Consider the following 13,341-nt stretch of genomic DNA (forward strand, 5'->3'; position numbering starts at 1 on the left):
TCGGGCGCGGCACCGCGTTGGTCCCGAGTCCGCCCACGACGTCACCCTGGGAGCATCGTGCCCGAAACGTCCACCGTCCTTCCCGCGCTCCCGGCACCGTCGGCACAGGCCGAGCGCCTGATCGAGCTCGGGGTGCACGGGATCGCCGGTCTGTCCGCCGGCGAACTGCGCGCCTTCGCCGAGGCCGCCGACGCCTCCGCCGACGAGGGAACCCTGCTCGCCGTCCATCCCGGCCGGGCCCCCGCCTCCGTCCTCGCGCCGTTGCTCAGCCGCAACGGCAAGCCGGGGTTCGTCGTCACCGACATGTCCGATGTCGACCTGTTCGCCCCGCTCGACACCGTCGCGCTGCCCGACGCCCCGCTCTACCTCGTCACCGGGGCCGACCGCGGGGACGAGATGGCCAACTGGAGCCCGGACGAGGCGCTGCCCGCCCTCACCGGGCGGGACCGCACCCCGATGCTGCTCACCGAGGGCATCGCCTGGGTGCTGCAGCAGCCCGAGATCCTGGAGCGCAACCACTGCTTCATGACCATCGGTTCCCGGCTGCGCAAGGCGAACAGCGCCCTGGACGCCCGTACTCCCGCGCTGTGGATCAGCAACGGCACCGGGCGCGACGGCCGTGAGCGGCGCGACGCCCCCAAGGTCGGCTGGTGCTGGGCCGGGAACCGGCACACTGGCTCGGCTTCGCGTCGGGGACGGGGCGGAGCGTGATCCCGGACCGGTCCGAGGAGGGCTGACCCGCCACCGGCCCACGGCGGGCCGGACCCGCGTCCGGGACCTCTAGGCTGGAACCATGGGCGCACGGTACGAGGAGCGGGTGTCGCGCTTCGGCGGCGCGGTTCTCTGGGCCTGGAGCGGGGCACGGGACCCCGCCCGGCCCGTGCTCCCCGACGGCTGCATGGACCTGCTCTGGGTGGGCGGCCGGCTCCTGGTCGCGGGCCCCGACACCCATGCGTTCACCCCCGGTGCGGCGCTCTCGGGCGACTGCGCCGGCATCCGCTTCGCCCCCGGCACCGCTCCCGCCCTCCTCGGCGTGCCCGCGCACGAGCTGCGCGACCGGCGGGTCGCCCTCGACGCGCTCTGGCCCGGCCCCGACGTCCGCGGGCTCACCGAGCGGATCGGGGCGGCGGGCGACCCGGGCGCCGCGCTGGAGGGCATCGCCCTGCGCCGGGCCGCCCGCACCGGGCCCCCGGACCCGCTCGCGGCCGTCGTCGCCGCGCGGCTGCGGCAGGGCAGCTCCGTCGCCGCCACCGCACGCGCCGTGGGGCTCGGACCCCGTCAGCTGCACCGCCGCTCGCTGGCCGCGTTCGGCTACGGGCCGAAGACACTGGCCAGGATCCTGAGACTGCAGCGCGCCCTCGCCCTCGTACGCGCGGGAACGCCGTACGCCGAGGCTGCCCAAGCCGCGGGCTGCGCCGACCAGGCGCACCTGGCGCGGGAGATGCGGGACCTGGCCGGTGCGACACTGGGCGGCTATCTCACCGCCACGGGCTACGAGGGACGGGGCGCGAACAGCGAGACCGCGGAGCCGTCCGGGTCCAGGACGACGGCGTAACGCTGCCCCCAGACCGCGTCCCAGGGCGGCAGATGGCCCTCGTAGCCGGCATCGGTCAGATCCGTGTACACCGCGTCCACCTCCGCCGGGCCGTCGCACAGGAAGGCCAGCCCGAGGCGCTCGCCGCCCTTCGAGCCCGTCCAGCCGGGATCGAATGAGCGGACGACGTCCTCCGTGTCCCAGAGCAGGCGCTGCCCGCCCGGCAGCGACACCTCGACATGGGGGGCCGACTCGGCACCCTTGGGGATGTCGAGCCCGAGCCTGCGGTAGAAGGCCAGCGAGGCGGGAAGATCGGCGGTGGTGACGGAGATCGCGTCGAGTCGTGGAGTCATGGAACGAACGTAGGCCGGGCCCGTGACCATGTCTTGTACGAAACGGTCACGGGCCCGGCGGGTGCCCGCGCTCAGGCGCAGTCGGCGGGCGAGGTGCCCGGGTCCGTCAGCGGCAGGCCGAGCTGCGCGCGTTCGGTCAGCCAGCGGGTCGGACGGTGGCGCTGGTCGCCCGTCGTGGCGTGCAGCGCCCGCTGGAGGTCCAGCAGCCGCGCGGCGCCGATCCGGTCGCCCCAGGCCAGCGGGCCCGCCGGGTAGCCGAGGCCGGTCGTCACCGCCAGGTCGATGTCCGCCGGGGTGGCGAGCGAGCGCTCCGCGATCGACGCGGCGACGGAGACCACCGAGGCGAGCAGCCGCTGTGCCACCGAACCCGCGGTGTCCCGCACCACGGACACGGCGTACGGCTCCCCGCCGTCCGCCGCGCGGGCCAGCACCGCGCGGGCGTCCCGCGCGGCGGCGGGGTCGGACGCCGGGGTCACGGCGAGGACCCTGCGGCGGCCCGCCGGGGGCAGCGGGTCCACACCGAAGGTGCGCGAGGCGGGAAGCCCCAGCGCGGCCACCGCTGCGGCGGCCGTGGTGCCCCAGACCGGGACGAGGACCACGGCTGCCTCCGAGGGCCCGGGGCCGCTCTCCACCGTCGCTCCGGCGGTGCTCAGCGCGCTCCGCAGCGCGTCCCCCTCGCCGCCCGCCACGAACACCGGCCGGTCCGCGTCACCCGTCACCGGTGCCTCCGGGGCGGGGGAGGGCGCCTCGGGGCCGTACGCGAACCAGCCCTGGCCGGTCTTGCGGCCGTGCAGGCCCGCCGTCACCCGGTTCGGGGTGAGGAAGGACGGGCGGAGCCGGTCCTCGTGGCGGAAGCCCTGCCAGATGGAGTCGATCACCGCCGCCGTGACGTCGAGCCCCGTGAGGTCCATCAGTTCGAACGGGCCCATGCGCAGCCCCAGCACGTCCCGGGCGATCCGGTCGATCCCCGCGGGGTCCGCGACCGACTCCTCCAGGAGCGCCAGGGCCTCCGTCACCAGGCCCCGGCCGGCGTGGTTGACCAGGAAGCCGGGGGTGTCGGCGACGGTCACCGCGCGATGGCCGCAGCTCTCGACCAGGGTGGTCAGGAGGGGCGGGATCTCCGGACGCGTCGCGGCGCCCGGCACGATCTCGACGATCTTCATCAGCGGTACCGGGTTGAAGAAGTGCAGCCCCGCCAGCCGGCCCGGGTCCTTCAGCGACGCGGCGATGCGGGTCACGGAGAGGGATGAGGTGTTGGTCGCGAAGACGGTGGAGTCCGGCAGCGCCTGCTCCAGCTTCCCGAAGACCTCGGCCTTGGTGTCCAGGTCCTCCCGTACAGCCTCGACGACCAGCTCCACGTCAGGGCCCCCCGCCCACGGGTCGTCCAGCGGGACCAGCCGCTCCAGGGCGGCGGCGGCGTCGCCGGCGGTCATCCGGCCCTTCTGGACCGCGCGTTCCAGCATGGACCGCACGAAGTCCACGGCCGCTGTCACCGCCTCGGTCCTCACGTCGCAGAGCTCGACGGTGTGCCCGGCGACCGCGGCCCACTGGGCGATGCCCCGGCCCATGGCCCCGGCGCCGACGATCCTGATACGCATGGCGGTTACGTCCTCTCGGCAGGTGCGGTGATCGAAGGAAAACCGTGGTGGATGCCGGCGGAGGCCGGCCACGGCCGTGTCAGCGAAGGTAGACCCTGCCCGGGTCGACGTCCTCGCGCAGGAGCCGGAGTTCCGCCGCGGTCGGCGGGGGCACGGTGTCGACGGTGGCGGCGACCTGGAGGTCCCAGCCCGTGGCCTCGCGCACCTGGTCCACCGTCACCCCCGGGTGCACGGCGACGAGCCGGAGCTCCTCCCCGACGCCGGCCCGGGCCAGGATGCCCAGCTCGGTGATGACCCGGGTGACCCCCGCGCCCAGCGGCCGGATGCCCTCGGCGAGCGCGCGGTCCGGGCCCGGGGTGGTGCAGAAGTCCAGGGTCCCGGTGAAGGAGCGCGGGTTGTGACGGCGCATCACCACGAAGACCTCGCGGGAGTTGGCCATCACCTCGACGGCACCGCCGGAACCGGGGAGCCGTACCGCGGGGCTCTCCCAGTCACCGATGACCGAGGTGTTGAGGTTGCCCCACCGGTCGATCTGCGCGGCCCCCAGGAAGCCCACGTCGATGTGACCGCCCTGGAGCACACAGCCGAACAGCGCCGGCATCGAGAGCACCGCCTCCGCACCCGAGATGAGCACGGCGTCGGCGATGGTCTCCGGCAGGTGCGAGGGGTGCGCCCCGCACACCCCCGACTCGTAGACGACCTCGATCTGCGGCGCGACCGTCAGATGGGCCAGCTCGGTGGCGAGCGTCGGCAGCCCGATACCGGCGAACACCGTGCGGCGGGAAGCCAGTTCGCGCGAGGCGACGACGGAGAGCAGCTCGGAGGAGGTGACGGCCTCCGGTGCGGTGGTGGTCATGTCCCGTTCCCTCTCCTCCGGCGCGCTCACAGCCGCCGCCCGTAGTTCACCGGTTCGCTGAGTGCCTCGCCGACGGCCAGACCCGCCCAGAACTCCTCGCCCAGCTTGTCGACGTACTCGGCGTGGTCGGCCGTTCCGTACACCCACTCCGCCAGCCACTCGCGCAGCCGCTCCGGGTCCTTGCTGATGTGGGACCAGGCCCGGTAGAAGGCGTTGTCGCGGTCGTAGTAGCCCTGCGCGAAGGAGGGGTGCGCGCCGCGCGGGCAGACCACGACGGCGTCCACCGCGTGGGAGGGGACGACCGTGCGGTTGGGGTCCGAGCGGACCACCTCGTCGGCGACGACCTCCTCGACGACGACAATCGCCTTGTCCGCCGCGTACACCGCCTCGGCCTGGATGCCGGTGAGCCCCCAGATCTGGGTGTTGCCCCGGCGGTCGGCGCGCTGGGCGTGGATGATCGTCACGTCCGGGTTGACGGGCGGCACGACGTAGATCTGCTCCGGCTCCCCGTCGGGCCCGGGATAGGGCGACGTCACCTTGCGCAGAGCGCTGTTGACGCCCGGCAGATCGCTGCCGCCGTAGCTGCGCAGCGGATAGAACGGCAGCCGCTGGGACCCGGCGAGATAGCGGCAGACCATCCCGTAGTGGCTGTACTCCTCGAAGGCCAGGGGCGCAGGGTCGGCGCGCTCGATCCGGCGCCGCAGCTCCCCGAGCGAACCGGCGGAGGAGTTGCCCACGAAGGACGAGACCAGCCGCGAGACACAGCCCGCGGCGATCATCTGGTCCACCACGATGTCCGCCGTCATCCGTACGACGGTGAGGCCCTTGCGGCCCTGGCGGATGATCTCGTGCCCGGCCGCGGTGGGAACCAGGTGGGTGAACCCTTCGAGGGCGACGGTGGCTCCGTCGTGCACGAAGGCGGCGACGGCCTCCCTCATCGACATGACTTTGCTCGGCGCGTCGGCCGTATCCGTCCGCTCCACGGTGCTCCTCGGCAAGTGCGTGCTGGTCGCCCTCACCGTGTCAGCGGCTATTGATTGCTGTCCAATACCAAATTAAGGTCGGATCAAGACCGTTGGTTAATGAATGGAAGTACCCGATGGAGCTGCGTCATCTGACCGCCTTCACCGCCGTCGCCGAGGAGCTGCACTTCGGCCGCGCCGCCAAGCGGCTGCAGATGGCACAGCCCCCGCTCAGCCAGCAGATCCGCCAGCTGGAGAAGGAGCTCGGCGTCCAGCTCTTCGAGCGCAACACCCGCTCGGTGCGGCTGACCAGCGCGGGGGAGTCCTTCCTCGAACCCGTACGGACCGTGCTCGACAACCTGGACACGGCGGTACGGGCCGCCAAGGCCGCCGGGCGCGGGGAGTACGGCAGGGTCACGATCGGCTTCGCGGGCGCCTCCAGCCACGAGACGCTGCCCCTGCTGACCCGGGCCGTGCGCGCCGCCCACCCCGCGCTCGAACTGGTCATGAAGGGCCAGACGTACGCCAATGTCGCCCTGTCCCGGGTCGCCGACGGCTCGCTCGACCTGGGCTTCGTCCGGCTCCCCGTCACCCAGCCCGGGGTGGACTACCGGGTGATCGACGAGGAGGAGCTCCTCTGCGCGCTGCCCTCCGACCACCGGCTCGCCCGCCTGGAGAGCATCCCGATCGGCGTCCTCGCCGACGAACCCTTCGTCTCCTTCCCGGCGAACGCCGGCTCCACGGTGCGCGACGCGATGGTCCAGGCCTGCGAGGCCACCGGCTTCAACCCGCGCGTGGTGCAGGAGGCGCCCGACTCGTACACGATCCTGGCCCTCGTCGCCGCCGGCGTCGGTGTCACGCTCACGGTCTCCTCGGTCCGCCACATCCAGCAGAACGGGCTGGTCTACCGCTCCCTCGCGGGCCCGCCCATACGGCGCCAGGCGGCGCTGGCCTGGCGGGCGGACAACCCCTCGGCGGCGCTGCGTGCCGTGCTCGCGGTCGCCGAGGACGCCTTGCCGACCCCCTGAGGCCGGATTGAGACGCCAGGCGTCTTGAATGTGGGGGAACTCGATATTGGACCGACTCAGTGGTCCAGTGCGAAGGTCGCCCCACACACCCGAACCCGCCGAAAGGTGTTCCGCCGTGCCCGACCAGACCGATGTCGTCATCTGCGAGCCGCTGCGCACACCCATCGGGCGTTTCGGCGGCGCGTTCGCCCAGCAGACGCCCGCCGCGCTCGCCGCACGCGTCATCGCCGAGGTCGTCGCCCGTACGGGCATCGATCCCGACCGGGTGGACGAGGTGATCCTCGGGCACGCCTACCCCTCCTCCGAGGCGCCCGCGATCGGCCGCGTCGCCGCCCTGGACGCCGGACTCCCCGACACCGTCACCGGCGTCCAGACCGACCGGCGCTGCGGCTCCGGCCTCCAGGCCGTCCTCGACGCCGCCATGCAGATCCGCGCCGGGTTCAGCGACGTCGTCATCGCCGGAGGCGTCGACGTGATGAGCGCCGCGCCGTACTACACGCACGACGGACGCTGGGGCATCAAGGGCCCCGGCCTCCAGCTCCACGACTCGCTGGCCAGGGGCCGGGTCACCGCGGGCGGCGTCCACCACCCCGTACCCGGCGGCATGATCGAGACCGCGGAGAACCTCCGCAGGGCGTACGCGATCAGCCGCGCCGACCAGGACGCCCTCGCCCTGCGCTCGCAGGCCCGCACCGCCCGCGCCGTGGCGGAAGGGCGGTATGACGCGGAGACCGTTCCGGTCACTGTGCGCACCCGCAAGGGCGAGACGGTCGTCTCGGCCGACGAGCACCCCCGCCCGGACACCACCGCCGAGCAGCTCGCCGCGCTGCGGCCCATCATGGCGAGGACCGACCCCGAGGCCACCGTCACCGCGGGCAATGCGAGCGGCCAGAACGACGCCGCCGCCGCCTGCCTGGTCACCAGCGCGGCCACCGCCGAACGGCTCGGGCTCACCCCGCTCGTCCGCCTCGTCTCCTTCGCCCGCGCGGGTGTCCCCGCCGCGACGATGGGCATCGGCCCCGTCCCGGCCACCCACGCGGCCCTCGGCCGCGCCGGACTCACCCTCGCCGACCTCGACCTGATCGAGATCAACGAGGCCTTCGCCGCCCAGGTACTGGCCTGCACCCGCGAACTCGGCCTGGGCGAGAAGGACCACGAGCAGCGGATCAACATCAACGGCTCCGGTGTCTCGCTCGGCCACCCGGTCGGCGCCACCGGTGCCCGCATCCTGGCCACGCTCAGCCGTGAGATGCACCGCAGCGAGGCCCGCTACGGCCTGGAGACCATGTGTATCGGCGGCGGCCAGGGCCTTGCCGCGGTCTTCGAACGCATCGCCGCCTGACCGGAGTCCGTCCCCCTCGACATCCCTCTCCGTCCCCCCTTTTCCGTCCCCTCTCCACCACGCGACCCAAGGCGTCTCGGGCGACGCCGGGTCCGCCGTGTCCCCATCCGCTTGATCGACGAAGTTCACGGGAGCCACCATGAGTGCGACCACCGCATCCGCACGCGAGCGAACAAAAGCCGCCAACCGCGCAGGTTTCGGAGCCTTCATCGGCTCGACCATCGAGTGGTTCGACTTCTACATCTACGGAACCGCGGCAGCGCTCGTCTTCGACAAGGTGTTCTTCCCGGAACTCGAAGGCCCCATAGGCACCCTGGTCGCCTTCGCCACCTTCTGGGTCGGCTTCCTCGCCCGCCCCCTCGGCGGCATCATCTTCGGCCACTACGGCGACCGCCTCGGCCGCAAGAAGACCCTCGTCATCACCCTGCTGATGATGGGCATCTCGACCACGGCGATCGGCCTGCTGCCCGGCTACGCCTCCATCGGCATCGCCGCCCCGATCCTGCTGGTCTGCATCCGCATGATCCAGGGCATCGGCCTCGGCGGTGAATGGGGCGGCTCCGTCCTGATCGCCTCCGAGCACGCCCCCAAGGGCAAGTCGGTGCTGTACGGCGCGTTCGCCCAGCAGGGCTCGCCCGTCGGCAACACCCTCTCCACGGTGAGCTTCCTCGCCATCAGCCAGCTGCCCGACGACGCCTTCGTCTCCTGGGGCTGGCGCGTGCCCTTCCTCGCCTCCGCCGCGCTCGTCATGGTCGGCCTGCTCGTCCGCCTGAAGGTCGCGGAGTCCCCGGCCATGGCCAAGATCATCGAGAAGAAGGAAGTCGTCAAGCTCCCGCTGACCGAGGTCCTCCGCAGCCACCCCATGCTGATCGTCCTCGGCATCGGCGCCTGCACCATCGGTCTGTCCGCGACGTACTTCAAGTCGACGTTCGCCCTGTCCTGGGCCACCACCTCGCTGGACTTCGACCGCAGCTCGTTCCTGACGATCATCCTGGTCGCCAACATCACCCAGATCATCGTCCAGCCCTTCGGCGCCGTCATCGCCACGAAGATGAAGAGCTGGTCCCGCGCCGTGCTCGTGATGCTGGTGCCGGAACTGATCCTGATGCCGGTGATGTTCGTCCTCATCAACACCGAGAACTACGGCCTCGCGATGCTCGGTGTCTCCGTCGCCACGATCCCGCACTGCCTCTACTACGCGGCGCTCGCCGGCATGCTCGCCAGCCGCTTCCCGGCCCACCTGCGCTACACCGGCATCTCGCTCTGCTACCAGCTCTGCGGCACCCTGCTCGGCGGCACCACCCCGATCATCGGCCAGTTCCTGCTCAACAGGACCGGCTCCATCACCGCCGTCATCGCCTACGCCGTCTTCCAGGTCGCGCTGACCCTGGGCTGCATGCTCCTCCTGCTGAAGCGCCCCAACCACGACGAGCAGGCCGCCGAGCCGGTCGCCGCGCCCCGCACCGCGCCCGTCACCGCCTGACCGCCCGCACCCGCAGAACGGAGTACCGCCATGCCGCTGACCGCGCACGGCATCCCGGAGATCCTCGCCCTCGGCGGGCGCGACCTCGGCCGCTCGGAGTGGAAGGAGGTCACCCAGGAACTCATCGACGCCTACGCGTTCGTCTCCGGCGACCACCAGTGGATCCACACCGATGTCGAGCGCGCCGCCGCCGGCCCGTACGGACGCACCATCGCCCACGGCTACATGGTCCTGAGCTGGGGCATCCCGATGTTCGGCGAACTGCTCCAGGTGAGCGGTGTGGGGCGCGCGCTCAACTACGGGGTCAACCGGGTCCGTTACCCCGCCCCCGTCCCCGTCGGCAGCCGCGTGCGCCTGCACGCCATCGTCACCGGGGTGACCGAGGTCGCCCGGGGCGGCGTACAGATGACACGGGGCTTCACCTTCGAGCTGGAGGGCTCCGACAAGCCGGCCTGTGTCGCCGAGTCGCTGACGCACTTCTATCCGTAGGACCCCTGCGGTACCCGCGCGAAAGGCGCCCGCCCGGAACTCCCGGGCGGGCGCCTTTTCGCATAGTGCCCCCACGTTGTACGTGAAGCACAGCATCCACGCTGCGGGACGGCCCCTGCGTGCGTACGGGACTAGTTGCGCGAACCGCGGGTGCGGCGCATCAGCACCGCGCCTCCCAGCAGCAGCCCCGCGCTCGCGCCGGCGGCCAGGCCCATGCCACCGGCACCCGTCTCGGCCAGCTGCGTGCCGGGCGTGTTCGGACCGGGGTTGCCGGCCGGCGGCTCGTCCACGGGAGGCTTCGAGGTCGGCGGGGTGACCGTCGGAGGCTCCTCGGTGGGGGGCTCCTCGCTCGGCGGGGTGACCGTCGGAGGCTCCTCGGTCGGGGGCTCCACCGGGGGCTCCACCGGCGGCTCCACGGGCGGATCCACCGGCGGGTGGCCGTGGTCGTAACCGCTGTCGTTGACGCAGGAGTTGCCGAACGCCGGGTTCAGCGCACCGACGACGTCGATGCTGTTGCCGCAAGCGTTCACGGGGACGTCCACCGGAACCTGGGCGAGGTTGCCGGAGAGGACACCGGGGGAGCCGACGGCCGCGCCGTCCGCGCCGGCGCCGGAGCCGTTGTGGCCGTGCCCGCCGCCCTGGCTGCCGCCGTGCTCGTCGCCGTACCCGCCACCGTGGCCACCACCGTGGCTGTCGTGCGAGCTGACGTTCGCGCAGGAGTTCCCGAAGGCCGGGTTCAGGAGGGCGATCACATTGACGGTGTTGCCGCAGAGGTTGACCGGGACGTGCACCGGGACCTGTACGGCGTTGCCCGAGCCGACGCCCGGCGAGTTCGCGGCGACACCGTCGGCCGAGGAATCGGCGTGCGCGTAGCCGCCGGCAGCGGACAGGATGCCCGAGGCCGCTGCCATGACGATCATGCTTTTATTCAGAACCTGTCGCATTACATGCCCTTCTCCGGGAATTCGCGCTGGGCGGGGCCCCTGATGGAAGTCATTCCATCGACGCGGACGAATCCGTAACGAGCCGGGCCATGCGGGGGAAACTTGAAGGTTCGTGGAAATTATGTAACCACCCGAAAGGGTCACGCACGTGTGTTCGTGCACCGGTGGCGATCTGATCCGGCATTCGGGTGAACGCGCGCCGCCGGGGGCAACCAAACGGCCGTCGGTGAGTTGATCAGTGCGCTCCGTCGCGGGGCAATCGGTACGAGAAGGGTTCATCGTGATCAAGAAGGTTCTGGCCACCGGCGCCGTCGCCGCCTCCATCCTCGGTCTCTCGGCGACGAGCGCCATGGCGATCGGTGACGACACCGGCACCACGTCGATCAACGGCAACGGTGCCGAGCAGGAGTTCGGCAACAGCGAGACCAGGGGTGACCAGAGCCCGCAGCTCAGCCTGGTGCAGGGTTCGCTGAACAAGCCCTGCGTCGCCCTGCCGGTCAAGGCCAACGCCGGTGCGCTCGTCGGCCTCCTCGCCGCCGTCGCGGTCCAGGACATCAACGTCCTGTCCAACCCGCAGAACCAGCAGTGCACCGACAACTCCACCCAGGCCAAGGGTGACGAGCCGCTGTCGCACATCCTGTCGGACATCCCGGTTCTCTCGGGCAACGGCGCCGGCAACAGCTGACCTGGCTGCCAGGACCGGTCCGGGCCGCCGACACTCCTCCATCGCGCGGCCCGGGCCTGCACCATTCGGGCGGATTTCAGAGAAACCAGTCCCATAGCGTTTCGTCTTCGCCCGTCAATCGTTACGGATTACAGCTCGGGAGTCACGAGCGAATTCATCGAATCGCTCGTGCGGCACGAAAGACGTGACCGCTCAGGACTCCACTGCAGAAAGGGACCAAAAGTGAAGTACACCAAGGCCGCCGCCGTCGCCGCCGGAACCCTCATGGCGCTGGGTGCCGCTGCCCCGGCCATGGCCGACTCCGGCGCCGAGGCCGTTGCCGCCCACTCCCCGGGTGTCCTGTCCGGCAATGTCGTTCAGGTTCCGATCCACATCCCGGTGAACGTCTGCGGCAACACCATCAACGTCATCGGCCTGCTGAACCCGGCGTTCGGCAACGTCTGCATCAACGACTGACGTTTTTCCGGTCGAGCCGACGGTTCGTCATGAGAGGGCCCTGGAGCGCACGTCCTGCTCCAGGGCCTTTTCGCTGTTTCCGTGCAGATCCCGTACGTGCAGTTTCCCCCTGTGCCGCTTGATCGTTGTCCCGTACAAAGGCGGCGAACGCCGCCGAGGAAGGGACTTGAGAAGTGAAGTACGCGAAAGCTTTCGCCGTCGTGGCGGGTTCCGTCGCCGCTCTCGGAGCGACCGCTCCCGCCCACGCCGCCACTCCCACCGCTCCGAGCATCAGCCTCACCGGCGGGATGAACGAGCTGACCTCCACCGTGCCGCAGGTCCCCGACCGGGTGGTGAACCCCGTGGTGGACGCGGTGGGCCAGACCGCCGGCGCGGTGCGCGAGGACGGCACGGTCAGCAGGTCTGCGGACGCGGTGGCCGAGGTGGCCGACTCGGCGGCCCCGCTCCTGGGCGGACTTCCGCTGGGCGGCTGATCCGCCGCGGAGCACCGGTTCCACATCGGGGGCGCTCAATTCACCGGGCATTTTCCCGGACCGCTCGATACCGCCGGAACGGGAAATCGTTCGAGTGAAACGGCGCAACCGAACCCCGCTGTGCGGAGTTGATCAGAATGCTTCCGGACAGGCGGGCAACAGAAAAACCAGAAGGGCACGTTCATGATGAAGAAGATTCTGGCGTCGGCGGCAGTCGCCGCCTCCGTCGCCGGTGTTTCCGCCGCCGCGGCCCCCTCGGCCATGGCGGTCGGCAACGACCACGGCACGACGACGTCCAACGGCAACGGTTCCGAGCAGTACTACGGCAACAGCAGCACGCACGGCGACATGAGCCCGCAGATCGGTCTCATCCAGGGCTCGTTCAACAAGCCCTGCATCGCGCTGCCCGCGAAGGCCAACGTCGGCTCGCTCCTCGGGCTCATCCCGATCTCGGTCCAGGACATCAACGTCCTGTCCTCGCCGCAGAACCAGCAGTGCACCGAGAACTCCACCCAGGCCAAGGGGGACGAGGCGCTGTCGCACATCCTGAACGACATCCCGATCCTCTCGGCCAACGGCGCGGGCAACAACTGACAGCGCGCGAATCCGGCATCCCTGGGCCCATCCCCGGCCAGGGCGCATCGTTTCCCGCCTCGTCATAGTCCGTGAGGACATGTGGGGCCAGTCCGTCCATGGGGCGACCGACCGTCGGTCTGGAGCCCGGACGCGCTGGCCCCACAGCTCTGTCCGCGTCCGGTACGAGACCCCGGCCGACCGGTCGGGTAGCCCGATAGTGCGGAAATTGGGCCGGTTGCCCCATCCGTGGCCGACGCGCTCCGCGCGGCCGGGTAGGGGCCCCTCATGGACCCGTACGACAGTTACCACCCGCCCGGCGGCGACCGGCTGCCGGAGAGTTCCACACCCATCTACGACCGGCTGCTCGCCGAATGGCGCGAGGCCGCCCGGCGCGAGGCCGTGCGTCACCCGGGGGGGACCGAGCTCGGGCCCGCTGCCGCCCCTCGCCGCGCCGGCGCCTTCGTCCCGGCGGCTCGTACGGCGGGCGGCGAGGGCGGTGCGAGCGGCGCCGGCGGATAACGCCAGGCAGGGGCGCGGGGCACGGCGTTCCGGCCTCGAATTG

The 13,341-nt window shown here is 71.5% G+C and carries 15 protein-coding genes and 1 pseudogene; 11 read left to right on the forward strand and 5 right to left on the reverse strand.

Annotated elements, in window-relative coordinates; translation table 11 throughout:
- Positions 1–57: 57 nt before the first annotated feature.
- Together ACWCQM_RS14730 and ACWCQM_RS14735 are read left to right on the forward strand one after the other, a co-directional pair.
- A pseudogene (locus ACWCQM_RS14730) lies at positions 58–737 on the forward strand (DUF5701 family protein).
- 56 nt (positions 738–793) lie between these two features.
- Positions 794–1,555, forward strand: coding sequence for a helix-turn-helix domain-containing protein (locus ACWCQM_RS14735; RefSeq protein WP_450915668.1), 762 nt, complete (start codon positions 794–796; stop codon positions 1,553–1,555).
- On the opposite strand, the gene ACWCQM_RS14740 is transcribed toward ACWCQM_RS14735, so the two are convergent.
- From ACWCQM_RS14740 to ACWCQM_RS14755, 4 genes are all read right to left on the reverse strand, one after another.
- A complete protein-coding gene (locus ACWCQM_RS14740; protein WP_450915669.1) occupies positions 1,492–1,887 on the reverse strand; it encodes a VOC family protein in 396 nt (131 codons plus the stop codon). The genes ACWCQM_RS14735 and ACWCQM_RS14740 overlap by 64 nt on opposite strands.
- A gap of 71 nt (positions 1,888–1,958) precedes the next feature.
- On the reverse strand, positions 1,959–3,485 hold the full coding sequence (locus ACWCQM_RS14745; RefSeq protein WP_450915670.1) for a 3-hydroxyacyl-CoA dehydrogenase: 1,527 nt from the start codon (positions 3,483–3,485) through the stop codon (positions 1,959–1,961).
- Positions 3,486–3,564: 79 nt separating this feature from the next.
- Positions 3,565–4,341 (reverse strand): CoA-transferase subunit beta, encoded by a 777-nt coding sequence (locus tag ACWCQM_RS14750; protein ID WP_450915671.1) that lies wholly within the window; start codon positions 4,339–4,341, stop codon positions 3,565–3,567.
- Between the two features lie 26 nt (positions 4,342–4,367).
- Positions 4,368–5,285, reverse strand: coding sequence for a CoA transferase subunit A (locus ACWCQM_RS14755; RefSeq protein ID WP_450915868.1), 918 nt, complete (start codon positions 5,283–5,285; stop codon positions 4,368–4,370).
- 155 nt (positions 5,286–5,440) lie between these two features.
- On the opposite strand from ACWCQM_RS14755, the gene ACWCQM_RS14760 reads away from it, so the two are divergent.
- From ACWCQM_RS14760 to ACWCQM_RS14775, 4 genes are all read left to right on the forward strand, one after another.
- Entirely contained in the window at positions 5,441–6,331 is an 891-nt protein-coding gene (locus ACWCQM_RS14760) for a LysR family transcriptional regulator (RefSeq protein WP_450915672.1), read from the forward strand.
- A 115-nt stretch (positions 6,332–6,446) separates the two neighbouring features.
- Positions 6,447–7,673 (forward strand): acetyl-CoA C-acetyltransferase, encoded by a 1,227-nt coding sequence (locus ACWCQM_RS14765; protein ID WP_450915673.1) that lies wholly within the window; start codon positions 6,447–6,449, stop codon positions 7,671–7,673.
- A 139-nt stretch (positions 7,674–7,812) separates the two neighbouring features.
- Complete coding sequence (locus tag ACWCQM_RS14770; RefSeq protein ID WP_450915674.1) at positions 7,813–9,156, forward strand: MFS transporter; 1,344 nt, start codon at positions 7,813–7,815, stop codon at positions 9,154–9,156.
- A gap of 30 nt (positions 9,157–9,186) precedes the next feature.
- Positions 9,187–9,645, forward strand: a complete 459-nt coding sequence (locus tag ACWCQM_RS14775; protein WP_450915675.1) for a MaoC family dehydratase — start codon at positions 9,187–9,189, stop codon at positions 9,643–9,645.
- 131 nt (positions 9,646–9,776) lie between these two features.
- Here the strand turns inward: ACWCQM_RS14775 and ACWCQM_RS14780 are convergent, their stop codons facing one another.
- Entirely contained in the window at positions 9,777–10,565 is a 789-nt protein-coding gene (locus tag ACWCQM_RS14780) for a chaplin (RefSeq protein WP_450915676.1), read from the reverse strand.
- Between the two features lie 304 nt (positions 10,566–10,869).
- Here ACWCQM_RS14780 and ACWCQM_RS14785 point away from each other — a divergent pair, with 304 nt between their 5' ends.
- The 5 genes from ACWCQM_RS14785 to ACWCQM_RS14805 all read left to right on the forward strand — a co-directional run bounded on the left by ACWCQM_RS14785 (position 10,870) and on the right by ACWCQM_RS14805 (position 13,298).
- On the forward strand, positions 10,870–11,274 hold the full coding sequence (locus ACWCQM_RS14785; RefSeq protein ID WP_450915677.1) for a rodlin: 405 nt from the start codon (positions 10,870–10,872) through the stop codon (positions 11,272–11,274).
- A gap of 222 nt (positions 11,275–11,496) precedes the next feature.
- On the forward strand, positions 11,497–11,730 hold the full coding sequence (locus tag ACWCQM_RS14790) for a chaplin (RefSeq protein WP_450915678.1): 234 nt from the start codon (positions 11,497–11,499) through the stop codon (positions 11,728–11,730).
- Between the two features lie 173 nt (positions 11,731–11,903).
- A complete protein-coding gene (locus tag ACWCQM_RS14795) occupies positions 11,904–12,203 on the forward strand; it encodes a hypothetical protein (protein WP_073748503.1) in 300 nt (99 codons plus the stop codon).
- Between the two features lie 183 nt (positions 12,204–12,386).
- Positions 12,387–12,797, forward strand: coding sequence for a rodlin (locus ACWCQM_RS14800; protein ID WP_450915679.1), 411 nt, complete (start codon positions 12,387–12,389; stop codon positions 12,795–12,797).
- A 267-nt stretch (positions 12,798–13,064) separates the two neighbouring features.
- On the forward strand, positions 13,065–13,298 hold the full coding sequence (locus ACWCQM_RS14805) for a hypothetical protein (protein ID WP_450915680.1): 234 nt from the start codon (positions 13,065–13,067) through the stop codon (positions 13,296–13,298).
- Positions 13,299–13,341 lie beyond the last annotated feature (43 nt).

This window comes from Streptomyces sp. NPDC002125 (genome assembly GCF_053593715.1).

Excerpts from the sequence above, each read along its gene's own strand:
- ACWCQM_RS14735 (WP_450915668.1), top strand. The coding sequence starts at position 794 with ATGGGCGCACGGTACGAGGAGCGGGTGTCGCGCTTCGGCGGCGCGGTT.
- ACWCQM_RS14740 (WP_450915669.1), bottom strand. The coding sequence starts at position 1,887 with ATGACTCCACGACTCGACGCGATCTCCGTCACCACCGCCGATCTTCCC.
- ACWCQM_RS14745 (WP_450915670.1), bottom strand. The coding sequence starts at position 3,485 with ATGCGTATCAGGATCGTCGGCGCCGGGGCCATGGGCCGGGGCATCGCC.
- ACWCQM_RS14750 (WP_450915671.1), bottom strand. The coding sequence starts at position 4,341 with ATGACCACCACCGCACCGGAGGCCGTCACCTCCTCCGAGCTGCTCTCC.
- ACWCQM_RS14755 (WP_450915868.1), bottom strand. The coding sequence starts at position 5,285 with ATGTCGATGAGGGAGGCCGTCGCCGCCTTCGTGCACGACGGAGCCACC.
- ACWCQM_RS14760 (WP_450915672.1), top strand. The coding sequence starts at position 5,441 with ATGGAGCTGCGTCATCTGACCGCCTTCACCGCCGTCGCCGAGGAGCTG.
- ACWCQM_RS14770 (WP_450915674.1), top strand. The coding sequence starts at position 7,813 with ATGAGTGCGACCACCGCATCCGCACGCGAGCGAACAAAAGCCGCCAAC.
- ACWCQM_RS14775 (WP_450915675.1), top strand. The coding sequence starts at position 9,187 with ATGCCGCTGACCGCGCACGGCATCCCGGAGATCCTCGCCCTCGGCGGG.
- ACWCQM_RS14780 (WP_450915676.1), bottom strand. The coding sequence starts at position 10,565 with ATGATCGTCATGGCAGCGGCCTCGGGCATCCTGTCCGCTGCCGGCGGC.
- ACWCQM_RS14800 (WP_450915679.1), top strand. The coding sequence starts at position 12,387 with ATGATGAAGAAGATTCTGGCGTCGGCGGCAGTCGCCGCCTCCGTCGCC.
- ACWCQM_RS14805 (WP_450915680.1), top strand. The coding sequence starts at position 13,065 with ATGGACCCGTACGACAGTTACCACCCGCCCGGCGGCGACCGGCTGCCG.